General features: G+C 50.6%; 26 protein-coding genes and 1 tRNA gene. 11 read left to right on the forward strand and 16 right to left on the reverse strand.

Annotated elements, in window-relative coordinates:
- Positions 1-320: 320 nt before the first annotated feature.
- Positions 321-3,368: a glycosyltransferase family 117 protein gene (locus DZK30_RS01525; RefSeq protein WP_118972319.1), complete on the reverse strand. Its 3,048-nt coding sequence runs from the start codon at positions 3,366-3,368 to the stop codon at positions 321-323.
- 143 nt (positions 3,369-3,511) lie between these two features.
- Between DZK30_RS01525 and DZK30_RS01530 the strand changes: the two genes are divergently transcribed.
- Positions 3,512-4,015: a DinB family protein gene (locus DZK30_RS01530; RefSeq protein ID WP_118972320.1), complete on the forward strand. Its 504-nt coding sequence runs from the start codon at positions 3,512-3,514 to the stop codon at positions 4,013-4,015.
- A gap of 50 nt (positions 4,016-4,065) precedes the next feature.
- On the opposite strand, the gene DZK30_RS01535 is transcribed toward DZK30_RS01530, so the two are convergent.
- From DZK30_RS01535 to DZK30_RS01550, 4 genes are all read right to left on the reverse strand, one after another.
- Positions 4,066-4,893, reverse strand: coding sequence for a 2OG-Fe(II) oxygenase (locus DZK30_RS01535; protein ID WP_118972321.1), 828 nt, complete (start codon positions 4,891-4,893; stop codon positions 4,066-4,068).
- Between the two features lie 281 nt (positions 4,894-5,174).
- Entirely contained in the window at positions 5,175-5,576 is a 402-nt protein-coding gene (locus DZK30_RS01540; protein ID WP_118972322.1) for an ExbD/TolR family protein, read from the reverse strand.
- A gap of 50 nt (positions 5,577-5,626) precedes the next feature.
- A complete protein-coding gene (locus DZK30_RS01545) occupies positions 5,627-7,012 on the reverse strand; it encodes a LutB/LldF family L-lactate oxidation iron-sulfur protein (protein ID WP_118973364.1) in 1,386 nt (461 codons plus the stop codon).
- A gap of 80 nt (positions 7,013-7,092) precedes the next feature.
- Positions 7,093-7,620: a hypothetical protein gene (locus DZK30_RS01550; RefSeq protein ID WP_118972323.1), complete on the reverse strand. Its 528-nt coding sequence runs from the start codon at positions 7,618-7,620 to the stop codon at positions 7,093-7,095.
- A gap of 289 nt (positions 7,621-7,909) precedes the next feature.
- On the opposite strand from DZK30_RS01550, the gene DZK30_RS01555 reads away from it, so the two are divergent.
- The 3 genes from DZK30_RS01555 to DZK30_RS01565 all read left to right on the forward strand — a co-directional run bounded on the left by DZK30_RS01555 (position 7,910) and on the right by DZK30_RS01565 (position 9,861).
- A complete protein-coding gene (locus DZK30_RS01555) occupies positions 7,910-8,158 on the forward strand; it encodes a helix-turn-helix domain-containing protein (protein WP_240432835.1) in 249 nt (82 codons plus the stop codon).
- A 38-nt stretch (positions 8,159-8,196) separates the two neighbouring features.
- Positions 8,197-9,048, forward strand: coding sequence for a DUF4412 domain-containing protein (locus tag DZK30_RS01560; protein WP_118972325.1), 852 nt, complete (start codon positions 8,197-8,199; stop codon positions 9,046-9,048).
- A gap of 180 nt (positions 9,049-9,228) precedes the next feature.
- Positions 9,229-9,861 carry a hypothetical protein gene (locus DZK30_RS01565; protein WP_118972326.1) on the forward strand — a complete coding sequence of 211 codons (633 nt, stop codon included), beginning with the start codon at positions 9,229-9,231 and terminating at the stop codon, positions 9,859-9,861.
- Positions 9,862-10,159: 298 nt separating this feature from the next.
- Here DZK30_RS01565 and DZK30_RS01570 read toward each other — a convergent pair whose 3' ends face one another.
- From DZK30_RS01570 to DZK30_RS01585, 4 genes are all read right to left on the reverse strand, one after another.
- Positions 10,160-10,531 carry a hypothetical protein gene (locus tag DZK30_RS01570; protein ID WP_118972327.1) on the reverse strand — a complete coding sequence of 124 codons (372 nt, stop codon included), beginning with the start codon at positions 10,529-10,531 and terminating at the stop codon, positions 10,160-10,162.
- A gap of 121 nt (positions 10,532-10,652) precedes the next feature.
- A complete protein-coding gene (gene mqnE / locus DZK30_RS01575; RefSeq protein WP_118972328.1) occupies positions 10,653-11,804 on the reverse strand; it encodes an aminofutalosine synthase MqnE in 1,152 nt (383 codons plus the stop codon).
- A 186-nt stretch (positions 11,805-11,990) separates the two neighbouring features.
- Positions 11,991-12,674 carry a YceI family protein gene (locus DZK30_RS01580; protein WP_118972329.1) on the reverse strand — a complete coding sequence of 228 codons (684 nt, stop codon included), beginning with the start codon at positions 12,672-12,674 and terminating at the stop codon, positions 11,991-11,993.
- Positions 12,675-12,760: 86 nt separating this feature from the next.
- A complete protein-coding gene (locus tag DZK30_RS01585; RefSeq protein ID WP_118972330.1) occupies positions 12,761-13,711 on the reverse strand; it encodes a S66 peptidase family protein in 951 nt (316 codons plus the stop codon).
- 76 nt (positions 13,712-13,787) lie between these two features.
- On the opposite strand from DZK30_RS01585, the gene DZK30_RS01590 reads away from it, so the two are divergent.
- The gene (locus DZK30_RS01590; protein WP_118972331.1) at positions 13,788-14,246 is read left to right on the forward strand and encodes a hypothetical protein; all 459 of its coding nucleotides are present in this window, start codon (positions 13,788-13,790) and stop codon (positions 14,244-14,246) included.
- Positions 14,247-14,573: 327 nt separating this feature from the next.
- Here the strand turns inward: DZK30_RS01590 and DZK30_RS01595 are convergent, their stop codons facing one another.
- Together DZK30_RS01595 and DZK30_RS01600 are read right to left on the reverse strand one after the other, a co-directional pair.
- A complete protein-coding gene (locus DZK30_RS01595) occupies positions 14,574-15,350 on the reverse strand; it encodes an enoyl-CoA hydratase-related protein (protein ID WP_118972332.1) in 777 nt (258 codons plus the stop codon).
- A gap of 74 nt (positions 15,351-15,424) precedes the next feature.
- Positions 15,425-16,060 (reverse strand): NAD(P)-dependent oxidoreductase, encoded by a 636-nt coding sequence (locus DZK30_RS01600; RefSeq protein WP_118972333.1) that lies wholly within the window; start codon positions 16,058-16,060, stop codon positions 15,425-15,427.
- Between the two features lie 142 nt (positions 16,061-16,202).
- Between DZK30_RS01600 and DZK30_RS01605 the strand changes: the two genes are divergently transcribed.
- Together DZK30_RS01605 and DZK30_RS01610 are read left to right on the forward strand one after the other, a co-directional pair.
- Positions 16,203-17,240, forward strand: coding sequence for a hypothetical protein (locus tag DZK30_RS01605; protein ID WP_118972334.1), 1,038 nt, complete (start codon positions 16,203-16,205; stop codon positions 17,238-17,240).
- 82 nt (positions 17,241-17,322) lie between these two features.
- Complete coding sequence (locus tag DZK30_RS01610; RefSeq protein ID WP_118972335.1) at positions 17,323-17,577, forward strand: hypothetical protein; 255 nt, start codon at positions 17,323-17,325, stop codon at positions 17,575-17,577.
- Positions 17,578-17,626: 49 nt separating this feature from the next.
- On the opposite strand, the gene hemW is transcribed toward DZK30_RS01610, so the two are convergent.
- The gene (hemW, locus tag DZK30_RS01615) at positions 17,627-18,763 is read right to left on the reverse strand and encodes a radical SAM family heme chaperone HemW (RefSeq protein WP_118972336.1); all 1,137 of its coding nucleotides are present in this window, start codon (positions 18,761-18,763) and stop codon (positions 17,627-17,629) included.
- Between the two features lie 130 nt (positions 18,764-18,893).
- Here hemW and DZK30_RS01620 point away from each other — a divergent pair, with 130 nt between their 5' ends.
- From DZK30_RS01620 to DZK30_RS01635, 4 genes are all read left to right on the forward strand, one after another.
- Positions 18,894-20,180, forward strand: a complete 1,287-nt coding sequence (locus DZK30_RS01620; protein WP_118973365.1) for an aminopeptidase P family protein — start codon at positions 18,894-18,896, stop codon at positions 20,178-20,180.
- 46 nt (positions 20,181-20,226) lie between these two features.
- On the forward strand, positions 20,227-20,589 hold the full coding sequence (locus DZK30_RS01625; RefSeq protein WP_118972337.1) for a hypothetical protein: 363 nt from the start codon (positions 20,227-20,229) through the stop codon (positions 20,587-20,589).
- Between the two features lie 78 nt (positions 20,590-20,667).
- Positions 20,668-20,738: transfer RNA gene (locus DZK30_RS01630), tRNA-Gln, on the forward strand.
- 157 nt (positions 20,739-20,895) lie between these two features.
- The gene (locus tag DZK30_RS01635; RefSeq protein WP_118972338.1) at positions 20,896-21,156 is read left to right on the forward strand and encodes a hypothetical protein; all 261 of its coding nucleotides are present in this window, start codon (positions 20,896-20,898) and stop codon (positions 21,154-21,156) included.
- An 87-nt stretch (positions 21,157-21,243) separates the two neighbouring features.
- Here DZK30_RS01635 and DZK30_RS01640 read toward each other — a convergent pair whose 3' ends face one another.
- The 4 genes from DZK30_RS01640 to DZK30_RS01655 all read right to left on the reverse strand — a co-directional run bounded on the left by DZK30_RS01640 (position 21,244) and on the right by DZK30_RS01655 (position 25,011).
- Positions 21,244-21,423: a class I lanthipeptide gene (locus tag DZK30_RS01640; protein WP_162902747.1), complete on the reverse strand. Its 180-nt coding sequence runs from the start codon at positions 21,421-21,423 to the stop codon at positions 21,244-21,246.
- Positions 21,424-21,650: 227 nt separating this feature from the next.
- Positions 21,651-22,547, reverse strand: coding sequence for a hypothetical protein (locus DZK30_RS01645; protein ID WP_118972340.1), 897 nt, complete (start codon positions 22,545-22,547; stop codon positions 21,651-21,653).
- A gap of 17 nt (positions 22,548-22,564) precedes the next feature.
- On the reverse strand, positions 22,565-23,629 hold the full coding sequence (locus DZK30_RS01650) for a C1 family peptidase (protein ID WP_118972341.1): 1,065 nt from the start codon (positions 23,627-23,629) through the stop codon (positions 22,565-22,567).
- 308 nt (positions 23,630-23,937) lie between these two features.
- The gene (locus tag DZK30_RS01655; RefSeq protein ID WP_118973366.1) at positions 23,938-25,011 is read right to left on the reverse strand and encodes a branched-chain amino acid aminotransferase; all 1,074 of its coding nucleotides are present in this window, start codon (positions 25,009-25,011) and stop codon (positions 23,938-23,940) included.
- Between the last annotated feature and the right edge of the window lie 60 nt (positions 25,012-25,071).

Genomic DNA, 25,071 nt, shown 5'->3' on the forward strand with positions numbered 1-25,071 from the left:
AGGAAATGCCACCCCGCGTAATCAACGATGCAGAAGCCGCTTTTCAAGAGGCAAAAGCAGCAATCCTTTGATTTTTTTCGCCGCTTTATACCTAAGTTACTACAAAAATAAGGATTATTGGTAAAGTAAACGCATGGCTGCTGAAATTACACAATGACAAGGCGTTAAATGCGCTATGACGGCATAAGGTCATCCGGGTATAAAAAGTAAAGCGCTCCTCCTTACGGTGAGCGCCTTGCTTTTTTTGAATTTGTTCCTTGGAATTTGCCCTTTGGAATTTACCCTTTGGAATTTACCCTTTGGAATTTGTTTTTCGAAATTTAACGTTGCTGTGGCATCGGGATACCGGCGCTGAGCCCTGTCAGCGTTTGCCCCCACTTCTTAGCCGACTCGGTATCATTGCTCTGTCCGGCGGCATTGACCAGGTAATTCAACGCCACGAGGTTCTGCTGCACAATATAAAGATCGGTCCCCGACTGCATATTGTCGCTCAGGGAATGGAAGTATTTAACCTCGTCGCTGATGTTCTTCACCATTTTGTTGGCTACTTTCCGGGCTTTGTCCATAGCGCCCGAACGGTAATAAGCGTCTACCAGGTACATGATACTTCGATCGTAAAGCAGCACATCGAAAGGCATGGAGGTCTCAGACACTTTTTTCATATAGTTGTCCAGCACCTTAACGGCATCGGCTTTCCTGTTCTGGGCCACCAGCGCAAAGGCCAGCTCTGCCGCATTCTGACGGTATACCAGGAAGATCAGGCGATTTTTCTCATCGTAATAAACATTGTTCTTACCGGCTTTACCCATAGTGAACACTTCGGTTTGCAGCTTGATGTTCTTGTCCAGGTCCGTGAACGGCGCCATACCTGCGACAGGGCTTTGCTTCACCACCGGAACCAGCTTGCGCAGGCCACCTTCCGATTGGAAATAGGCGTCCAGGCCAAGATTGGGTGTACCGTCGGTCATATAAAGAGGACGCGTCCAACCGGTTTTGGCCTGGCCGGCGATGATGTTCATCAATGCCAGGTCGGCGCGGCGTGCAGCATTATCGTTGAAGGTAAACTGCATTTCAGCCGGGATATTGGCCGAATCGGCCGCCGGTACCAGCCCGCTTTTGATCAGCGCATTTTTGTCGAGCTTCACAGAGAGATTCTTCGTGGGCAGGTAGCTCACATCTGGATTGTTGGGCATCGTATTCTTGGGAGAGGTGAAAAAGTGGATCACCTCTTCAAGGTCAAAATAGCGGTTGGCGGGAAGGCGCTTATCCTCATAGTAGGGAATATAGTTCAGCTTGCCACCACGGTAATCTTCCGGCTTCCAGATCACCGGCAGGGCGTCGGCATCGTTCACCTTAAAGGTCAGCTGCTCATTCTGCCAGTCGGTACCCAGCAGGTTATAGTTGATAATACGCACATCGGTACGGACGCCTTCAATTTCCTGCAGATACCACAGCGGGTAAGTATCGTTGTCGCCATAGGTAATGAGGATGGCGTTCTTATCGCAGCTCATGAGCATGTTATAGGCATGATCGCGTGCAATGGTCTTTTCCGAACGGTCGTGATCGTCCCATTCCTGGGCAGCCATCAGCACAGGTACAGCCAACAGGCATATTGCCGTTGCGGCAAGCGCTGGGGTGCTGCCTTTGAGGAATTTGCGGAACCAATCGGTGACCATGAGCACACCCAGGCCGATCCATATGGCAAAGGCGTAAGTGGAGCCGGCATAGGTATAGTCCCTTTCCCTGGGCTGCATGGGCGTATTGTTCAGGTAGATCACAATGGCCAGACCGGTAAAGAAGAAGAGCAACGCTACTATGGTCCCTTCTTTCTTGTTGCGGTTGAACTGGTATACCAGGCCTATGATGCCCAGTGCCAGCGGCAGCAGGTACAGCTGGTTCCTGGCTTTGTTGTTCCGGTAGGCATCGGTCATGAGGTCTATATCGCCGCGGCCCGCTATCTTATCGACAAATTTGATCCCCGATATCCAGTTGCCGTTATGCGCCTCGCCCTGGCCCTCCATGTCGTTTTGCCGTCCGGCATAGTTCCACATGATATAACGCCAGTACATCCAGTTGACCTGGTAGCCCCAGAAAAACTTCTGGTTGTCCAGCGCCGAGGGCGCATCGTCCTGACCAAGACCCAGGTAGCCTCTGTAAAAGCTTACATGCCCGGGATCGAGGCAATCGTGTATCCTCGGGAAGAGACGGGTATGATCATATTCGTATTTCGGCTTGTGGTCCACCAGCTCATAGCTTTGCTTGCCATCTTTGGTTACGGGGGCGTAAATCGCCCGGCCTTCGTCTACATTGACTACCCGGGAGTCGAAGTCCGGTCCCGATACCAGGGGCATTTCACCGTATTGATCGCGCTGCAGGTAGGGGATCAGCGTCATCACGTTGTCGGGATTGCCCATATCGATAGGCACATCGGCTTTGGAGCGTACGACGATGCTGATATAGCTGGAATAGCCGATAATGGTAAAGGCGATACAGAGCACACCGAGGTGCAGCAGGTAATGTCCTTTCTTCTTGGACCATACCACGAGCCAACCGATCAATGCCGCAATGAAAACAAGGAAGATGATCGCACCGGAATTGAAAGGCATGCCGAAGGAATTGACGAACAGCAGCTCAAACCAGGATGCGAAGATGGGAACATACTGGATCACGCCAAACTGAACAAAACCCAGGATGGCACAGCCGATAACAAAAGCGATGATACCGCCGGGAACGGTGGATTTATAACGTTTGAAGTAATAAACCATCACAATGGCCGGGAGGGTCAGCAGGTTCAGCAGATGGACGCCGATGGACAGGCCTGTGAGGTAAAAGATCAATACGAGCCAGCGGTCGGCATGTGGTGAGTCGGCCGACTCTTCCCATTTCAGTACCGCCCAGAATACAATGGCTGTAAAGAATGATGAAGTAGCGTATACTTCCGCCTCTACTGCCGAGAACCAGAAGGTATCGGAGAAGGCGTAAGCCAGCGCCCCTACAATGCCGGCGCCCATAATGGCGATAAGACTACCCTGGCCAGGCTGCTCGCCCTCTTTCCACACCAGCTTACGCGCAAAATGGGTAATGGTCCAGAAGAGGAACAGTATGGTGAAGGCGCTCATCAGCGCGCTCATCGAGTTAATGAAGATCGCTACCTTATCGGGGCTGGGAGCGACCACACCGAAGAGGCGGCCCAGCATCATGAACAAAGGTGCACCGGGAGAGTGGCCTACTTGCAGCCGGTAAGCGGTAGACAGGAACTCGCCGCAATCCCAAAGGCTGGCGGTCGCCTCCATAGTAAGCAAATAGGTGACATAGGCGATCACAAATACCACCCAGCCGGTGATGTTGTTGACTTTCCTGAAGTTCATGAGCGGGGAAATGTTGTTTTAAGCGCGACAAAAATAACAAAATAGCTGAAAGGACAAAGCCCGATAACAAAGCCTTTTGCGCAAATCTGATTTTTGGATGGACACCCACGCTATCTTTGTGTACATCTAAAATCCTTATCTGCATGCAACCTGCCGAAAACGAATATGCTCCCTACTACGGCCGTTACATCAAAATGGTGACCGGCGATATCATGGATGAGCTGAGGGAGCAGCCGGCCTCATTTACCGCCTTTATCAACGGTATACCCAAAGAAAAGGGCGATTACGCCTATGCGCCGGGAAAGTGGACCATAAAAGAAGTGCTGGGGCACCTGCTCGATACAGAGCGCATTATGGCCTACAGAGCCTTGCGTATTGCCCGGATGGACGATGCCCCGCTTCCCGGTTTTGATGAGGATGCCTTTGTGGCAAACGCCCATTTTAAGGACAGGGACATTACCTCCCTCCTGGAAGAATTGGAGCTGATACGACGTAGCAATCTTTTTCTTTTTGAAACCTTTTCCGAAGAAACACTGCAAAGATCCGGAACCGCTTCAGGGCATACCGTAAGCGTAAGGGCTTTATTATACATTATTGTAGGCCATCTCAAGCATCACCGGCTTATTCTGGAGGAGCGCTATCTTTAGCCCGGCTGCATCACGGTCATCTAAACAATTGCAGGGAAGGCAGCCCCCCACTACTTATTCATGTATTTTTTATAGTACTTGAACAGTATAGGCGGTGTAATAGCCGATACCAGCTGGATCATTTTGTTATAATGCTTCATATGCCTGCTGTCCAATCCCTCGCGGCCACAGAAGTCGGTAGCCATCCTGGACATTCCTATTTCATTGGCCGGCCGGCCATTGGTATAGTAATAAAGAGCGAGCGACTTGCGGCTGCGGCCTTCAGGGCAGGCAAGGGGATCGGGATGGCCATGATAGGAATCGTTTGTCGTGTTGAAGACCACCATCCGGTTGAACAGCGGCAATAGCTTTACCACGCAACCCCTCATTTTTTTATCCCAAAGCTCAAAATGCCCGCCATAGCTTTCGTCCCAGTCTTCATTGAGATATACCAGGAGATTGAGCCTGCGATCCAGGTTCAGATACGGGTGCCGGTTGAAGTCGGCGTGGATCTTGAGAAAACCACCGGATTTGATCTGATGAAAGCCGCCACCCCAGAAATAGGGATCGGGCAGCAGGCCTTCAATACCGGTAAGGTGGCTGAGGTAAGCCAGGAAAGGCTGTGAGTTCAAAAAGTGAACATACCTGCGGGTAACCTCGCCAAACCGGGATTCGCTGCGGGAAGCATATTTATCTTCATTTACGTTTTTGTACCGGATATCATTGTCCTTTTGCATGTCGGGGAATTCCTGTAAGACCTGCTTTAAGCGCTCCGGCTTGAAAAAATTGTCTATACAGATGTAGGGGAATGGTTCGGCCGTATGATACACGGTATGTGCTTTTTTTGCCGATTCGTAAAGTTCATGAAAAGAGCTGTCTAAAAACTCGGATTGAAACATCGTATCGATTGTTTAAGGATAGCGGGGCCCTCTCCGGAAAGGACTTGCTTTAATTTAATTGAATTCATCTGCAGACAGCACTAAGACAAAGAACCAGCCCGTAAAACCACTAATCGTCTTTGGTAGTTAACCAATGAATAACATTTTTTCTTTCTTAAGCATTTCCCCCTTTTTTATAAATGTAAAAAATGACATGGAGCAATCTGGCAATTATACTGAAGGGGTTAAAAAAGAAATCCCGCCATAAAGGCGGGATGGTACAACGGGATATGTAAATAACGTTATTTTTCTTTATTGACGGCCATTACCGCTTTTACTTTCAGTGCCTGTGTGGCTCTTAGCACTGCTGCCAGGTTATAGATGGCGCCGGTGCTGTCGGCATTGATCACAACGGTCTTTTCGGCATCGGGCGACTTGGCCAGCATCTCGGCGATAGCTCCTTGCAGGGCTTCGGGCGCCACCTGCCTGGTGCCTACGAAATACTGGTTCCCGGCATTGATCGATACCACTACCGTTTGCTTGGCCTTGGTATCCTTATTGGCTTTCGGAATCGCCATACGGATCACATTGGGATTGGCCAGCGTGGCGATGATAAGGAAAAAGAATAGCAGGATAAACAGGATATCGTTCAATGCGGAAGTATGCGGTTCACCTTTTTCGCGCAGGGTCGGACGTAAATTCATTCAGTATCAATTTGGGCCTTGTAACAAAAATAGCTTATTTAAAGGAACGTTCAGGCCTTTTTGCGCTCTTTCCAGAGCTGGTTAAAGGATTTGGGGGCAAATACTATTTTATCTCTCCGGTCGCCCCAGGCACTGCGCAGGGCTTTCTCAAATACAAAATTCTTCATTCTTCCGCTGGCGCTGTTCATCAGGCCGCGGTGCAGTACGCCTCTCTTAAACAGGCGCCAGGCAAATTTTTCCGTCAGACCACCATATTTCTCTTCCGTATAAATATGGCGATTCTCCAGCAGCATTTCGTGAATATTGATCTTGACCGGACACGCCTCCGTACAGCCACCGCAAAGGCTGGATGCATAGCTGAGGTGGCCAAATTCGGCCATCCCGCTCAGGTGCGGGGTAATGACCGATCCTATAGGGCCGCTATAGGTGCTGCCGTAAGAATGCCCGCCTATGTTTTTGTATACCGGGCAGGCATTGAGGCAGGAGCCGCAACGAATGCAGTACATCGATTCCCGTACTTCCTTACGCAACAGGTTGGTGCGGCCATTGTCTAGCAAGATCACATACATCTCGCGCGGGCCATCGGTTTCGCCTGCCTGCCTTGGTCCGCAAAAGACCGAATTGTAAGCGGTGAGCGTCTGGCCGGTACCGTAGGTGGCCAGCAGCGGCCAGAAGAGTGCAAGGTCCTGCAGCGAAGGCAGCACTTTTTCAATGCCCACGATAGCAATGTGCGTTTGCGGGAAAGCCGTCGACAACCGGCCGTTGCCTTCGTTTTCGGTAACACATACCGCGCCGGTATCGGCGATCAGGAAATTACCACCGGTAATGCCTACTTCAGCCTCGGTGTATTTGTGGCGTAGCTTTTCTCTTGCTATCAGCGTCAGTTCAGATGGGCTTAGGCCCGGGGGCGCGCCGAGTTTCTCGTGGAAAAGCTGGGCAATATCTTCCTTACTCTTGTGCATTGCCGGTGTCACAATGTGATAAGGCGGCTCTCCATCCAGTTGTTGTATGTATTCGCCCAGGTCGGTTTCAAGCGACTCTATCTCGTTAGCGGCCAGGAAGTCGTTCAGATGCAGCTCTTCCGTGACCATCGATTTCGATTTCACTACGGTGCGGGTATTCTTATCGCGGCAAATGGCGAGAATCGCATTCAGGGCATCTTCTTTATCCTCGGCCCATATCACCTTGCCGCCACGTTCGGTAAAGTTTTTTTCAAACAGCTCCAGGTGTTTGTCCAACTGCTCTATCGCCCGCCACTTGGTGTTTTTGGCCTGCTTGCGCGCCGTATCCAAAGCCGAAAACTGGGCCTTACCCTTCACTACGGCGGCATTGTAGCGATCGATATTGAAAATGATCTTCCGCTTATGGTCCAGGTCATGCGCTTTTACCTCGCTTTTTGCGAGGAAAGTATCTTTCTGCTGTTCAGGAGTTTTCATGGCTGCTATTTCACCGGTAAAGGTATTGAATATATCACTCATCCCGGCAGAACGGCCTGTTGTTCTTTTGATAAAAGCGATTAACGAATGTGCTTCTCCAATTGCTGAAGCACCTTCCTGGCACGGCTTTTGAAGCTTGGCGCAGGTTCCTGCAACAGGTTATCTTCGATAAGCAGCTTCAGCTCATGACCAATTTCGGGATAAACCAGAGCAAGCCTTGCCAGGATGCTCATAGCAAAGGCCCTTACGGCAAGCGCCTCCCGGGGGTTGGCCAGTGAATCGAAGCAACTGTTCATGAGCGGAGCATGTACGGCTTCGGGCAGCTCCAGGTATTGCATTACCCGGTAAACATTCCTTTTGACGGCGATGTGTGTATTGTCGTCTTCAAGCCGTTGTACCAGGGCCGGGATATGCGGTAGCATCAGTTCCGGATGCTGACGTGCTACATCGCTTACGATCCAGGCGGCACGTTGCACCACCCTGTATTCGTCGTGGCAGAAGATATCGATCAGCGCGGCGATCCTGCCGGTGTTTGCACCAATCCATTGCACGATCCGGGAAACTTGCTGCCGGGAGTGCTCTTCCAGTATGGCTTCTCTTAAATTCATATGTCTTTGCCGGAGAAGGTAAAACCAAATGTAGATCGTTTCTTTTTCCCTTCGTCGATTTTTGCATGACGTTCGTCGATTTTTTTTGGAAAAGGGAACACATAAGGCGCATCTTTGGATTGTGAAAAGAAATTAACCCGGCTGGCTATGAAAGCGAACAGACCGTCCTTATCCGGCTCCGCTTCCTTTACATGTCCATTGGCCGTTTTCTTTGATCTGTCTTCCTGCGCAGGATAGTCCAGGCGTCACGCAAACCTATACCTTAAACCCTCAAATTTAACCCATGAACATGCAGCCCTCCTTCATGCCCTGCATCGGCGCAGAAAAAGCGGCCGGTCTCCTTTCCCGCCGCGAGCGAGAAATTTTAGGATTGATCATTAACGGGTACACTAACAGCGAAATCGCAGGCCTGCTCTATGTGAGCTGCCGCACGGTCGATACGCATCGTCAGAACATGCTGGCCAAGATCGGCGCCCGCAATACCGCCGTGCTGGTACGCTTCGCAGTAGAGAACATTCAGCGCCTGGGGCTCAACTGATCCTTGTTTTTCTTAAACCCATCAATCCCCTAAACCCTATGAATTCCCGAACCCGTACGGGTATGGCCTTTCTGTTGGCCGCCCTCCTTTACCTGCCCCTGATCTCCTCCGCACAGCCGTCGGCCGTAAAAAGAGGTATCGAAAAGAGCATGGAACAAAAATATGGCGATCCCCAACGTAAAAAAGGCAAAGAGGAGATTGCAAAGGTCACCTATGAAAATGACAAACGTTATAAAGATCCCAACAACAAAGTACAGGCGACGATAGCTTTTGAGAGCAAACAGTTCAATAAAAAAGGTGATGTAAAGACCACGACAAAGGATAAGATCGTCTTCGGCAAAACTGGTGAATGCATGGTGATGCGTGAAGGTGAAAAGGATGAGATGTGGATGGTCTTCAACTATGCGGACAAAGCCAATTATATGGTGATGGTACGCGACGGCTCTGCAATGAAAATGCCCTTGATCAATATGCAGAAGATGATCGAAAAAGGTGCGCAGAAGGAAGCCGAACGCAGCCGCAGCGACGACAAAGCCTCCTGGAAGGCCACCGAAGAGCGGCAAACGATTAACGGCTATAACTGCCGTAAGTTTATCTATACGTATCCCGATAACCCGCACTTTGCCACCATGGATGCCTGGGTATCTACCGAAGTGAAGCTGGACCTGAGCGGCAACTATATGCTGGGCGCCCGTCTCAGCAGCTATAAATTTCCCGACCATCCCGAATATAAGGATATGATCAACGGATTTATGGTACGCTCCATTCTTTACGATAAAAAGGGAAAGCCCGAAATGCAACGCGATCTTGTTGAATTGAAACCGTCGGCCGACGAGAAATATTTCGACCTGAGCCCGTTTAAGATCAATGATGTGCTGAGTGGATTATAGGCCTTTATCTTTCCCCCTTTCCCCTTTACAGCATGCGTAAACAGCCCGGCCACCTTACCGGGCCGTTTTTGGCTTAAACCCATAAGAATAAGGAGTAAGGGTTTAATTTTTAGCTTTTCCTTCATAGTATGTCTGAAACTTTCGGAAGACCTTTGCGGTTCTTTACCAAATGAATTATTTATGAAAAAGAAGATCTTGACCCTGGCGTTGCTGTTTTCAGCAGGTATGCTCGCCTTCACGGCAGCACAAGCCCAAAATGCAAGGGCTTTTTACAAGACATCCTACAAAAGCCGTAACAGCGGTTCCTTTGATCGCCGTTCCAGCTTACTTTCTTTCGGTTTTGGCTTTCCCAACAATTCGGGTACCGGCTTCGATTACTGGGGCGGTAACGAGAGGCGGCTGGGTATAGGCCCGGGTTATATCAAATATGAGCATGGCATCACCGACGAGATAGGCATCGGAGGCTACGTAGCCGGCGCTGCGGCGCGTTACAAGTATGGCCCTGACAGGCGCTATACCGATCGTATTTTCTCTGTAAGTATGGGTGCTATGGGCTATTATCACTTCAATAAGCTCATCCCTGTGCGTAAGCTAGATGTGTACGCCGGCGCCGGTGTAGGTTTCCGCAATATCAGCTACAGCTATGATGACGATTACAATGGCAATTTCAACGACGACCGCTCCGACTTTGATGTGATGCCGTTGTTCAAGGTGGGCGCCCGCTACTATTTTACCCGTATGTTTGGCGTATACGCCGAAGGCGGTTATGACAATATGAGCGACGTAAACCTGGGCATTACGCTGCGGTTCTAAATAACCTGAGCAGTTGATAATTCAATAAGCCAGCCGGAACCTCCGGCTGGCTTATTTCATGGATTATATAATGCTTAGCTAAAGCAGGATCAAGCGAATGCCGTTGGACCTGCAAGCGGATCAAGTTGAAACGTGGGGCATGTTTCGGCGGAGCCATGCAGTTGCGATAGGAGCAAAAGCGAAAGGCTATAGCCTCCAATGTTCAATCGTTGCCGTTTAGGTTGCCGGCGCGGCCCAAACATCGGTAAATGAAAACGAGCGTCCCGGGAAGGGACGCTCGTTTGTATGTTTCTCTTTTTTAGATGCTGGGGAAAGTAGTTTGTGCTTTTTCGCCCAGTACAGGTATGGGCTTTTTCTGACCGTTAACCGCGCCAATAAAACCGATGATCCAGAAGATAAACAGCACGATATTAAGCAGGTAGCTCACATACAGGATCGCTGTAATGGCCATAGAAAAGACCAGGATATTGACAATGATGCTAAGGGCCAGGGCAGTCAGGTGCAATAACAGGGTTTGCCTCAACTGATAGCTACCGATATCGGTTTTCTTGTCTTTGTGCATGGCAAAATAAGCTACCAGCCAGCCGATGATGGTAAAATAGCTGACGATGCCGGCTGTCTTACCTTCAGCTTCCGAAGCCGTTTGTTGTACAGGGTTGTAGTTTTCCATAAATAAGCGTTTTGAAAGAGGTTTGTTTTGATATTTCAAAAATAGCAATTATTGTGAAATATAAACTTTCCTGGCGCTGATTTACGTTTTTTATCGTAAACTTAACGTTCCCCGGGAGCGCTTATGCGGGCTCTTCCTCGTACACATGGATCTCGTTGTACAGGGTATCCCGCTCAACCGGGAGCCGTTTTACAGAGCGGATCAACTCACATAATTGCTCTGTGCTCATAGCAGGAACCTGTTCCTCGCTGCCGGCCATCGAATAGATCTTTGTCGTATCGTCGATAGTGCCGTCCAGGTCGTTTACGCCATAGTCCAGTGTAAGCTGGGCTGTCTGGCGGCCCAGCATAGGCCAGTAGGCTTTCAGGTTCGCGATATTGTCTATGAAGATGCGTGCTACCGCGTACAGCTTGAGATCCTCTACGATGGATGACTCGGGCAGGTGGCCCATATCATTGTCCTTATTGCGGAACTTAAGCGGGATAAAGCAATTAAAGCCGCCGGTCTTATCCTGGAGGGTACGCAGGCGGCTCATATGATCGATGCGCTGGGCGTAGGTCTCAATATGGCCATACAGCATAGTTGCATTACTGTGCATGCCCAGGTTATGCGCCGTTTCATGAATGTGCAGCCAACCGTCGGCATCTACTTTATCGGGGCATATCTCGTCGCGTATGGCCTGATCAAATATCTCGGCGCCGCCACCGGGTAGCGATTGCAGACCAGCCTCCTTCAGCTTGGCCATACCTTCCTCTATGCTCAGCTTAGCTTTCCTGATCATGTAGTCCAGCTCAACAGCAGTAAATCCTTTGCGGTGTAGCTCGGGGCGATGCGCCTTGATACGCTCGAGCAGGTCACAGAAAAACTGAAGGTTCATTTTGGGGTGCACGCCGCCCACGATATGCACTTCTGTTACCGGCTCGCCATCGTACTTACGCACGATGTCCATCATCTGTTCCAGGCTAAGTTCCCAGCCGTCTTCCTTATGCTTGTAGGTGCGGGAATAAGAACAGAAGCCACAGGTAAAAATGCAGACATTGGTCGGTTCTATATGGAAGTTGCGGTTGAAATAGGTCTTGTTGCCATGCCGGCGTTCCCTTACAAAATTGGCCAGCGCACCCAGGAAATTCAGCTCCCCGCGTTCAAAAAGCGCCAGCCCTTCTGCTTCTGTAATACGTTCTTCCCTGATCACTTTTTCTGCTATCTGCTGTAGTTCCGGATCCTGTTTTACCTGTTCGATAAGGCTTTCCGGAAATTGCTGGTTAGATTCCATATGGATGTTATTTTTTGGGCTTGCCTGGCGGCAAATGTACGCCTGTTTGGGCTAAAGGCGGCAGGCAGACTATAGTTTTTTCCTATGAAAGAGGTGATTGGTGTATAAAATGGCCAAGGGGAAAAATAAAATAAGCCCGCTGAGAACAGCGGGCTCTTTCCTCTAAAACTTACAGCCATGAAAAAGCTATTTTTGAACGGCCTTTAGGTTGATGTCCAGTTCAAAATCTTTGCTGATGAGCCAGTTGGCAGGGTCGCCCTCAGCTTTATAATTTAAGCCCCATGAGGTCCTGTCCACGGTGAATTTAGCTTCAACCGTAACGCCGTTGTCGGCTACAGTGATCTTGGCAGGGAATTTAATGTTCAGTGTGCTGTCTTTCAACGTCAGGTTACCGCTCACTATATTGGTAGCGCCTGCCAGCAAGCTTTGGTCTTTGGCGGCGTCAAATGCATCTACACCAGTGATCACAAACTTAGCTGTAGGATGTTTGGCTACATCAAAGAAGTCGGGGCTTTTCAGGTGGCCTTCCAGGTCCGCAGGCTTTTTGCCTTCGCTGGCGCCTACTGAAGCGCTGTCTACCTTCAATGTGTTCAGGTCTACTTCAAAAGAACCGCCGGTAACTTTGCCGTTGTCTACAGAAACGGAGCCGTTGGTAATGTTGAGGGTGCCGTAGCGGGGATTCATACCGCCCTTGTGTACGCCGCGCCATTTGATCACGGTAGTAGCAACGTCGGCAGCATATTCTTTGCCGGTGGCTACAGCCGCCGTTTTAGCGGTGTCGGTCTTGGCCGTATCGGAAGTAGCGTTGTTGCAGGACGTGGCTGCAAATAACAAGGCAGCTGCTGCTGCGGTTAAAGTCAATTTTCTCATGTGTTCGATGATGCTTTGATTTTTTGCAAAGTTAAGAAATAACTGTAGATACAACGATTGGATGTTTAATCTATTCATAAGGAAAATCAATCAGCGAAGGTTACACTTGCATCCAACCTGCTTTTGGCACTCAGGCTGACACGGTTGTCCGATACTTCCAGCACATGAGCCGTGCCCAGTGCCAGGCTGTAATTGATATCCTGGTGGCCGGCCGGGAAATCGAAGCATACGGGATAGTCGTATCCCGCTACCTTTTCCCGGACGATCTCATAAATATTTTGCCCGAAAGGCCTTTCCGTATCTTTCATATCGGTGAAACCGCCGCAAACAAGCCCCTTCAGGCCGGTCAGCATGCCGCTGCGCTTCAGGTTGAGCAGCATGCGGTCAATGTTATACAGGTATTCGCCAATGTCTTCTATAAAAAGGATCTTATCCCGGGTATCGATCTGCGATACCGATCCCGAGAGGTGAGCCAGTATGGCCAGGTTGCCGCCGACGACAATCCCTTCGGCCCTGCCGTTGCGATTGTGCTCATTGGGAGTTGCCGGATAGCTGAAGGGCTGCCCTGTCCATGACTGCAGCACCGAAAGTATTCCCGGGCTGTCGACAGTATCCTCCTTGAAAGCGCCACACATAGGGCCGTGCAGGGTGGCGATACCGTAGCGGGCCTGGATATGGCTGTGTAATACGGTAATATCGCTGAAGCCACATATCCATTTGGGATGCCGGCAGAAGGCTGTAAAATCTACCTGGTCTATAATGCGGCTGAGGCCATAGCCACCGCGTCCCATCAATATGGCCTTTACCTCAGGATTGTCCAGCATGGTCTGCAGATCGTACAGCCTGCGGTCGTCGTTGTCGGAAAAATAATAATGACCGCTGCCAACCGTGCTGCCCACCACTACGTTAAATCCCCAGTCTTCCAGGGTTTTCCTGGCCTGCACAGTACGTGCCGCAGGGAGGTATCCGGAAGGACAGGTAATGCCTATCGTGTCGCCGGGCTGCAGATACGGCGGAATAATTCCCTGGTTCGTCATAGCTAATTGTAAAAGGTAATCCTTTTGGAATGGTAAAAATAATTTTCTTTGCAGAAATAATTCCAGTTCCTTCGTTATGTTTTACCGTTTCGTGTTGTTTTTTTCTTTGCTGCTACTGGCAGCTTGTTCCGGTACCAAAACTGATCCTGCCACGTCAAAAGCGCCTGCGACCGTGCAACAATGGCAGCCACCGGCCACCGGCGCCCAGGTAGCACAATACAAGGAACGGGTCAAAGAGGATAATCTAAACGAAAAATATTTCCGCATTACGGTTATCGCCACCGAAGCCAGCCCCGAAGGTAATTTCAAGCTGAAGCTGGAGTATGGCTTTAATATTAACGAGACCGATATCATGTTGCCCGAATGGACGCCCGGTGTGGTGCTGAAACCAGTATTGCAAAAGGCAGAAGGCGATTACCACTGCCTGCTGGGCTTCGAGGCCGGCGACGGGATCTTTCACGAATTATACGATATCCGGGCCGAGAACGGGAACGTACGTATGAAGCAGACCAAAGGTTATTTCAAGGCAAAATAGGCTAAGGGTGCGGCGCTGCATTTATGAACAACAGGGCCTGCCTGTTGCTGCAAGCCCTGTTGTTGTAAAAAAATAGCGACTATACGGATATCTTTTCTTTTTTGCTCCGCCAAAAAAGAAAGAAAAAAGGCTGCAAAAAAACAATGCTCCGCTGTTTTTTTGTGGCCAGCGCACGCCGGCTTAAAACAGATAGCAACTTTAATTCAGCATTGCAGGGCATATGACCATAGGTCAACGTTTTAATAATTACCCAAAGGATCATTTTTTCTTTGTTCCTATCTTTTGGGCTGGGTTCCTATACGCGGATGGTCATTAAAAAATATTTCCTTATTTTCCTTTGAAAACCGGTGGCCGTTTTTCCAGGAAAGCGGCGATGCCTTCATTAAAGTCGGCGGTATTGGCGCATGTCGCCTGGTATTCCTCTTCCACCTGCAGCTGCTCCGTAAGGGAATGGCTGTAGCTCTGATTCAGCGCTGCCTTGGTATAGGCCAGGGCTTTTGTCGGCATCTTTGCGAGCTGCTCCGCTATCTTTTTACTTTCTGCTTCGAAGCTATCATCGGCAAACGCTTTATAGATCATGCCCATGTTCATTGCTTCTGTCGCCATTACTTTATCGCCCGTCATCATGAGGGCTGATGCCCGCTGGAAGCCAATGAGGCGGGGTAGGAGCCAGGTGCCGCCGCTGTCGGGGATCAGTCCTATTTTGCTGAAAGCCTGGATGAACGCGGCGCTTTCTTTGGCAACCACAATGTCGCAGGCCAGCGCAATGTTGGCGCCGGCGCCGGCGGCTACGCCGTTCACTGCAGCCACCACAGGCTTCTCCATATTGCGGATACGCTCTATGATGGGGTTATAATGATCGCGTACGATAGCGCGTAGTTCGGGGCCGGCCGGGTCTACGGCTTCGGCAAGGTCCTGTCCAGCGCAGAAGGCTTTGCCTTCGGCGCTGAGGTAAACGGCGCGCACCGATTCGTCGGCAGCGCAGCGATCCAGCTCCTGTTGCAGCGCCAGGGCCATTTCGCGGTTAAAGCTGTTGAATTTGTCGGGGCGGTTGAAGATGATATACGCGACGTTATTTTCTGTACGGGTAAGGATCGTGCTCATGTATCTTTTTTTTGAGGACGTAAAAGTACAAATTTAGACGTTTAGCAAGCGACCCCGGAGGGCCGCTTGTTGGATTACAGGCTGGCAATGAAGGGGGCCGCCCGATGATATTGCGCTTGCAGCAACTGACTGGCTAGAAAGTTTGCCAGATCGCAGGCATGGACCTGTTGCCCGGGGCAATCGATCGTGCTGACCTGTATTTCTTTTGCCTCATGGGTAAGGATAATGCGGGGAAGCCGCACCAGTGTCCAGTTGAGCACGCTGGCCTGTAACATAGTGTACTCGGCTTGCTTGTCGGTCGTGGTAGCCGCGTAGTGGGCGTGCATCCACGCGCCGGCTTCCTGCACCCAGGGGCTTTTACGGTCCTGGGGAGTATCGACGCTAAGGCCGGTGGTAACGATATAGCGGCCTATACTATGTTGCGCCATGGTCTCCAGCACATGATGTGTAGCTGTGCTGAAAATGGGCGGCTCGTTGGCCGGCTGCCCCAGAGTGCTGATCACGGCGCTGCAACCTTCCAGCAGCCGGGCAATGTCTGCTGCGTTGCGGGCATCGCCTTTAAGTACCTGTATGGAAGCAGGGAAAGGAGGCAGGTTTCCGGGATGACGGTGTAATAAACGGAGGGGATAACCCTGCCGCAATAGTTCCTGCACCAGGTATTGTCCGGACTTGCCGGCGCCGCCGATGACGGCGATAAGACGGTTATTCATAAAAAAACGCTTTTGAGAATGGGAAATAAATTAACCTGCCGGGCAGCTGTGCCGGCTAAGAAGCGCATCGGAGCGGCTTCGTAAGCGATCGCTTTATTTTATCAGGAGCGTTTAATAGCACGAAAATAGTTATTTTTAACCGATGCAAGTAGACAAAAGGGAAGCGGAGCTGATCGAAAAAGCCATTGTGCACTGGCGCGAGCAAGGTATTGTGGATGAGCCTACCGCGGTGAAGATGAAAGAGAGCTATGCGCTCGAAGACAGCGATAGCAATATTTTATCTATTTATGCGCTCATCGCCTGCGTCTCCTGTGGCCTCCTGGCTTTTGGCGCCCTGGTGATGGATGAGAAATGGATCGAGCTGGTGCGCCGGCGCTTCGGTTTTTCAGAAGTTATTGTGGGTATCTGTTTTATCTTGCTTAGCGCCGCCCTGGTGTACCTCAGCTACCGCCGCCGTTGCCGGAAGCCTGGTCTCTATGCGGCCAACGAGGCTTTCAACATTACTATTGTGCTGGGTCTGGCAGTAGGCATGGCATATATAGGTCGTAGTATCGGTTATCAGAACGGCAATTATGCCCCTATATTGCTGGTGGCGGCATTATTGTATGGCAGTATCGCTGTGTTCCTGCGCTCCCAGCTGTTATGGGCGACGTTGTTGCTGGCTCTTGCCGGTTGGTGGGGAGCGCAAACCTATTACTGGAGCCATGGCAACGATTATTTCCTGCAGATGAATTATGCCCTGCGCATGTCGCTGTTCGGTGCGCTCATCCTGTTGCTGCAACAGCTGGTACAAAGGGTTCCGGTGCTGATGTCTTTTGCCCGTATTACGCGCATCATGGGCTGGGTCTTCTTCCTGGTAGCGGCCTGGAGCCTTTCCATACTGGGCAACAGCAGCAATTTTGATGTATGGCTACAGATACGGCAGGGGCGGCTATGGGTCTGGGCCCTGGCTTTTTCGCTGATGCTGCTGGGCCTTATCGTTTATGCTTTCCGCAGGAAAGATGCCTTCCTCAGGGATATTTGCCTCATCTTTTTCCTGATCAATATCTATACCCGCTATTTCGAATATTTCTGGGATAAGACCAACAAAGGACTATTTTTCGCGATCCTGGCCTTTTCTTTCTGGTGGATCGGACGAACGGCGGAGCGCTGGCGCAAAAAGCAGGTATTGCAGGAGTAACGGCCGGAATACTATGCCACCGGCATTGGAAATATAATTTGCGTTAATTATCTTTGGAAAATCTCTTGTAAACTTTACAGCAATGAAGCAACGTTTTACTTCTCTTTTATGGGCATCGGCAGTGTTGGTATTATTGGCAGGAACAACCTCCTGTACCAGGAAGTATACCTGTCAGTGCAAAATGACCTATACCGGTGTGCCAGGCCTTCCCCAGGGCGATACACGGGAATATCCCATTACCGATACCAAGAAAAACGCACGGAGCGCCTGTCAGGCTGCTTCCGGCACTTATGATAACGGTGGCATTCATACCGTAGAAACCTGCGATCTGTTTTAATCTGCTCTATAAAAATACGAAGCGTGCGCCGCAGCCGGCGCACGCTTTTTTATGCCACCCCCCGGAACAGGTCAGCAGCAATACCATCGGCAAAAAGTTTGCCGGCAGTGGTCAGGATCATTTTTTCCTGTTCGATCCTCATCCAGCCTTTATCGAGAAAGGGTTCGCTTTCGGCGAGCAACTGTGTACGCACACCGTCACCGAATACGGACGCGATATGGCCAAGATCGGCGCCCCACATGGTGCGTAGCGAGGTCATCAGGTATTCGTTGAAGCGGTCTTCGGGGCTAAGCGTTTCTTTTTCAAAGGGTACTTTCCCTTCTGTAAGGATGCTTTTGAGATAAGCCTGGTTGTTGGCGACATTCCATTGGCGACTTTCAGCATTGAAAGAATGCGCCGATGGTCCTAGCCCCAGGTAATGCCTGCCGCTCCAGTAATTGGTGTTATGCATTGCATATTTTCCCGGCAGGGCAAAATTAGAGATCTCATAATGCTCGTAGCCCGCGCCCCCCAGTCGTTCCATCAGCTGCTCAAACTGCGCCGCGGTCTGGCTGTTGTCCGGTTCCTTAGTCCTGCCTTTGGCGATGGCATGTGCCAGGGCGGTACGGGGCTCTACGGTAAGCGCATAAGAAGAGATGTGGTATACCTGCAAGCCGACGGCGGTCGCTATGTTCTCCTGCCATTCTTTATCGGTCATGGTAGGCGTGCCGTAGATCAGGTCTATGCTGATGTTCTCCAGTCCTGCGTCCTGGGCCGCTTTGACCGCATAGTCTGCCTCAGCTGCTGTGTGCGCCCGGTTCATATAACGGAGGTCTTTATCGTGGAAAGACTGGATACCTATGCTAAGCCGGTTGACAGGGGTGGTGCGCATCTCGCGCAGGAAAGCCGGGCTCAGGTCGTCGGGATTGGCTTCCAGGGTGATTTCCTTAAGCTCCTGCCGCGGAAAATGCTTTTCGAGGCTTTCCCATAGCCGCATCAGCTCAGCGGCCGACAGCAGGGATGGGGTACCGCCGCCAAAATAGACCGTCTCGATGGTCTGCCCCTCCAGGTAATGTTGCTGCAGGATCATTTCCCGTTGCAGGGCATCGATCATTTCGGTCTTCAATCGCAACGAAGTGGAAAAATGAAAATTGCAATAGTTACAGGCTTGTTTGCAGAAAGGAATGTGGAGGTAGATGCCGGCCATAATGCAAAGGTATTCGATCCGGCCCATTTGAAACGTGTTCACCGCACTGACCCTATAAGGGGTAATTATGGTCCCTGCGCAGCGCATTCTTCTTTTTTTGCTTACTTTGCTGCTTATTTTCTTCGATATAATGAAATACGAGCCCATTAATCCCGAATTATACCGGCAGAACCGCGAGCGGTTTGCCAAACAGATGAAATCCAACGCCATCGCGATATTCCAGGCCAACCCCGTAGTGGCCGAGAACGGCGATGCGGTATATGCTTACAAAGCCAACTCGGATGTGGTGTGGCTTTCCGGCGTGGTACAGGAAAAGACCATGGTGATCCTGTATCCCGATAATCCCGATCCGAAAGCAAAAGAAGTATTGGTGATCCAGCGCCCCAATGAGCTGCTGGAAAAATGGAATGGTCACTTGCTGCGCAAGGAGGAAGCGACCGCCATCAGCGGTATCGCTAACGTGCAGTTTGTCGACAGCATCGAGGACCAGATCCAGCTGTGGATGCATTATGCCGACATCGTCTATCTCGATACCAATGAGAATGACCGTCGCGGCGCTGTGCTGCGTACCGACCTGCTGTTTGTACACGACTTCATGCGCCAGTTCCCGCTGCACCGTTACGAACGGGCAGCCCGGATCGTCAAGGAAGTACGGGCGATCAAGACCAAAGAAGAAATAGAAGTGGCCCAACAGGCTGTTGATATCACGCATAAGGCTTTTCTGCGGGTATGCCAGTTTGTAGCACCAGGGGTGATGGAATACGAGATAGAGGCCGAGATCACACACGAATTTCTGCGCAACAGGGCCACACGGCATGCTTATGGCGCTATAGTGGCCAGCGGCGACAGGGCCCGTACCCTGCACTATGTGGACAACAACCAGGAGTGTAAGAGCGGTGAGCTGCTGCTGATGGACTTCGGCGCCGAATACGGCAATTATAATGCCGACCTTACCCGCACGATACCGGTGAACGGCAAGTTCTCCAAGCGGCAGAAGGAAGTGTATAATGCCTGTCTTAACGTGCACAATTTTTGCAAAGCCATATTGAAGCCAGGTATCAATTACGCCGAGTACATTGATAAAGTGAATAAGGAAATGGAAAAGCAGCTGATGGACATCGGTCTGATCTCCAAAGCCGACATTAAGAACCAGGATCCGGCCAATCCAGCTTACCGCAAATATTTTTATCATGGCATCGGGCATCACCTGGGCCTCGATGTGCACGATGTGGGCACGCGCAACCAGCCCGTAAAAGAGGGTATGCTGTTCACTATCGAACCGGGCATCTATATCGAAGAAGAGCAAATGGGCATCCGCATCGAGAACAATTACTGGCTCACCAAGAACGGCAGCAAAGATTTGTTCAAAGGGATACCCATTACCGTAGAAGAAATTGAAAAAGCCATGAAGCGATAAGAGGTCTTACGGCGAAAGCCGTGATCTCTACAAACGAAGAAATCTTATGAGCATACCTAATCCTGCCTCGCCTACGGGCTCACGTCCCTACAAAAAGAAGGTGGGCCCCGATACCGCGGTCTTCGGCCTGCTGATCGGGCTGCTGTTCCCGGCCCTGGGGCTTATTCTGCTGTATTTTATCTGGTCGCGCGATATCAGCTTCAGTAAGTATCTGCAAATGTTTACGGCGATCAGCAGCCCGATCATGATGAGCACGGCATCCAAGGCTCTTTCGCTATCGATGATCGCCAACCTCGCCCCTTTCTATTTTTTCCTGAACCGGAAGCAATACCTTACGGTGAGGGGAATATTGATGAGCATGATCCTTATTGGGGTGCTGGTAGTGCTGTATAAATTTGTATGGCAATAAAAAAATCTTCAATTTTTTTTCACCGATTTTTTTTGGTGTTAAAAATTATTGATTACTTTTGCACCCCGCAAGGGAGTTAGTTCTATGGTGTAAAGGTAGCACAACTGATTTTGGTTCAGTTAGTCTAGGTTCGAATCCTGGTAGAACTACACTAATCTTTCTTAAGCCGCTTCATGCGGCTTTTCTCATACCTGCACCATCTCTCATAATTCGGCCGAGCCCTGGGCCAAGCAGCACAATCAAGGTTTACATCTATTTTTTGTATGGTTACTGAGCTGTAATTTCACGAATTCAAACACTCTTTATATGAAAAAGATAAACCGCTCAGCAAAACTGCATTTAAAGAAAAAGATCATCACCTCCCTGGCCGGCGACAGCGCAGGCCACATAATGGGCGGATCGGCGACTTGTCAGTCGATAGCAGTAGGCTGCCCTACCACAAGTCCTACCTTTCAGCTGCAATGTACGCTGGGTGTCTGTTTTGTCAAGAATACAGATGGTTGTCCGACTACCAGCAATATGTGCCCCACCTCACCGGAAGTGCATTGTACTATTGCCGAATTTTAGGCGCCTGATCGTTTAACCGGAGCTATAAAAAAATCAGGAATGTTGTTTTTTTAACAACATTCCTGATTAGAAATTATACTGGAAAAATCAAGCGCAATTTTCTGTTTCAACACAATAACCTGTTCCGCTATAGCATATACGTTCTTCTGTAGGACCGTGAGCGGTAGTGGTCTTACCACCTTTAAGCGCTGCCTGGGATTTGGCATCCATAGAAGTAATCACTTTCTTGTTGAGGCTGAGCTTCTTGCTGAGAACTTTCTTTTTCATCGGGTAAAAATTTTGGTTAAACAAAGCATCGAAACTAGGACATCCATCCATAGTCAGCAGACCTGCTTTTACAAAGGCGCCCGAAATGTTTATAAAGCGGCTTATATTTTTTATTGCCGGCTACAAGCATATCACCCAGGTTAGCAGTTCCCACCGACTGAGCAACCGAAGACCGGCGTAATATTATCCCGGTCTAAGGGAGGCTGCGCCCCGCTCCCGGCCGGTATCTATTTGCTCAGGTTAATGGAGAAGAGCCAATAGGACTGCTGGGCGAGCCCTTTGGCCGGATCGGATCCTATATTGTAGGAAAGACCGACCGAGGCCTTAACCTCGTTACTTTTAATGGGATAGTACCTGAGGCCTGCAGTAAAAAGGTTTGTATAATCCTCCTTTCCTGAAGTGGTATTGACCACATCATATCGCCCTACATATTTCAGCGAAAGCTCCAGCAGGGGAGTGGCATTAGGGTTGGGACTATTTACATCGGACTCGTAGTTATACCGGAAGACAGCCTGCAGGTCAAATAAAGGACGAAGGATCAAACCCTCGGTACTGTCCTTCCCATCCGGCGCTTTGAACACTTCCTGGCCCTGCAGGCCGATATGCGGCGACAAGAAGTAGGAATAATGCCTGCGATAACCGTAAGCATTCCAATATGGCCCTGCAGTGTTCCCGCCAGGCGCGCGATAAGGTGTGACCGTGGCATCCAGGATTAGGGAGTGGTTTATAGCCATGCCGTCGTAGGCATATTTGATATCGCCTTCCAGATAATAGCTGGTTCTGCCTGCGGGAGCAGTAATGAGCTGCAGCCAATAGCCATAGCCCAGCTGGAAATTGTTCTGCTCCTTGTCAGTTTGCGTATTGCGATGGAATTCGGAGAGGATCTTAGAGGAAAATGAAGTGCTTCCCGGGTCATTCGTGTTAAATTTATAAGCGACACCTATATCCATCACCCAGCTTGCATCTTTGTCTTTAGGCAGGGTGAGCAGCAGCTGTGCCGGCTCTTCCCGTGTCTCGGCTGTTTCCATAGATTGGCGGATCTGCAGCTGTTTCCATATATCTGTTTGGGCCTGGACAACAGCTGTATGAAGCAGGAATGTGATCCATAGTATATGCTTTTTCATAAGGCTTGTATTAAGGGTTATACCAGGGCAACGCAGTCGCCGACGGTAGTACAATCTGAAACGGCGGCCCGGGTGATCGCTGCCGCGCCGGGAGTGACGCTTCGCTTAATCGCCGTTAGCCGTTGGGCCAGGTCGTTCCACTGCATGTCGTTGTAATTGAAATATTCAAGCTTGTAGCTGTCCTCAAGCCGGTTGGGATCGTAGGCCGTATTGCCGGCTACATAAAGCAAGGCCTGTTTGATCCGGAATACGACATCGGCGGCTGCTTTTAACGGAGCTGCTTTCAGGGTGGCAAGTTCCGGCTGGTTAGCTACAGGTGCTTCTTCTACCAGGCGGATGGTCCAGAAGTCCTGGGCGTAGCCGGTATCGCTGATAAAGGCGTAAGGCATATAGAAATAGCCCTTATCGCCCCAGGTCTCGTTCCAGCTGTTGCGGATAACGAAGACCTGGCGGATGTCGTCGTATCCTACCGCCATTACGGCATGGCCGCCTGAGGGCGATTCTCCCGGGCCGGGCATAGGCATCATCCCATCGCTCCCGATTTTTCCAAAGCTATCCCATAACCGGAACCCGAATATAAAAGGATAGCCTTCGGCCAGGCAGCCTTTCAGCTGTATCAGGCTGGTATTATCCAGTTTTTTATACTGGAGCACCTGGTTGTCGCGTCCGCTTTTAAAGCAGGCTGCGCCAGGCCGGTTGCTGAATTTATCGATCTTGTAAGGCCAGGCTTTTTCGCCGCAAACCCCAAGCTTATTCATGCTTTTGACGGTTTCCCGTAAGCTTGCGCCCCTGTCTTCGTCCACCGTACCCATGGCTTCCCTGGTATTGTAATAAATAAAGAGACGGGATGGATCGAAGACCTTTGCACCTTGTTTTTGCAGGTCAAACCTGAAAGCGGAGGCAGCCGCATTAGCTGTGCAGCTACCCAGTGTTTCCTGGTCCAGTACGGGGCCGCATCGATCGCGGAGATTGATATAACCGGGTAAGGCCTTGAATGTTTCTGCCGATGCTGAAAAAAGGGTGTCCCTTGGATCGGGCAGGTCGGGTATCCAACCCATTTTGAACTTGTTTCCGGAGCTCATAAGTAATCGTATTTGGGGTGAAAATGGCGTGCTGGTATCCCCAGTCGCTTGTCTTTAGCGAAGGTACTGTCGCGTTTAGGCGGCGACAAGCGTGAAGACACCCTAATCCATGCGTGGAATTACGCAATTTCACGCATGGCCGGAATAAGGGGAGCCTGGCTTCAATGAAAATGGGGAAAGAAGATATGCCGACGCGCTCCGGACAGGCGCGTTCACCTTTTGCTGTTGCCGGTCCCTAAAACAATAAAGCGCAGCACTGCAAAACAGTCCCACGCTTATTATTTTAAGTCGATCGGTTTATCCGGCTGCTATTCCCCGGCCGGTATGATATCGTTCCAGCCAAAGGGATCGGCAACCCTGCCCAGGCGTATATCCTGCAGCCTTCGCTTCAATTGGAACAACACAGCATCGTCTGTAACGGGGAGCTTGTACTGGTTGGCCCCGATACCGATGAGCTCGATAGGCGATATGACTGCTGCGGTGCCTACACCAAAGGCTTCCACCTGTTTGCCTGCTAACAGCGCGGCTTCCAGCTCGTGGTAGCTGAATGGTCTTTCTGTCACGACAATGCCCATTTCGCGGGCGATCGCCATGAGCGAATCGCGGGTAACGCCATCAAGTATGGAGCCGGCCAGCGGTGGGGTAATCAGTACGCCATCGATAAGGAACATCAGGTTCATAGTACCCGATTCTTCCAGAAATTCGTTATGCTTGCCATCGGTCCACAGTATCTGGTCGTAGCCTTGCTCTTTTGCTTTTTGTGTAGGGTAGAAGGCCGCGCCATAGTTCCCGCCACACTTGGCCGCCCCGGTACCGCCTTCGACGGCCCGTACAAATTCTGTTTCCACCTTCACTTTCAGGTTTCCGGCATAATAGCTGGACATGGGCAGCGCCACAACCATGAAAAGGTACTCGTCCGATACCTTTACACCTACCCGCGGCTCGGTGGCGATCACAAACGGGCGCAGGTACAGCGAACTGTCGGCACGGGCGGGTATCCAGTCCCGGTCAAGCGATACCAGGGTATGCAGCGCATCCATAAATAAAGCCTCAGGTACTTCGGGCATACACAGGCGATCCAGCGATTTGTTGAAGCGGCTATGATGTTTATAAGGTCTGAAGATGCTGATGTCGCCATTCTCCAGCCGGTACGCTTTCAATCCTTCAAATACCGTTTGTCCGTAGTGTAGACATAGCGCCAGGGGGCTAAGGGTAAGCTGGTGCAGTGGTTCTACCCGTGCCTCGCCCCAGCTGCCATTGCTATAGCGGGCGGTGAACATATGATCGGTGGGATTATTGCCAAAGACGATATGGTCGGGGTCGAAGTCCGGAAGCCGGCTTGCAGTAGTGCGGGTAACCGGTATGGTCGTTACGGTAGGCATAAATTGCGGCTGCACTTTTTAGGGATCACTGCGGGCAGGCATCCGGCACAGCAGTACAAA

The sequence above is a fragment of the Taibaiella koreensis genome (assembly GCF_003545715.1).
Taxonomy (GTDB): Bacteria; Bacteroidota; Bacteroidia; order Chitinophagales; family Chitinophagaceae; genus Taibaiella; species Taibaiella koreensis.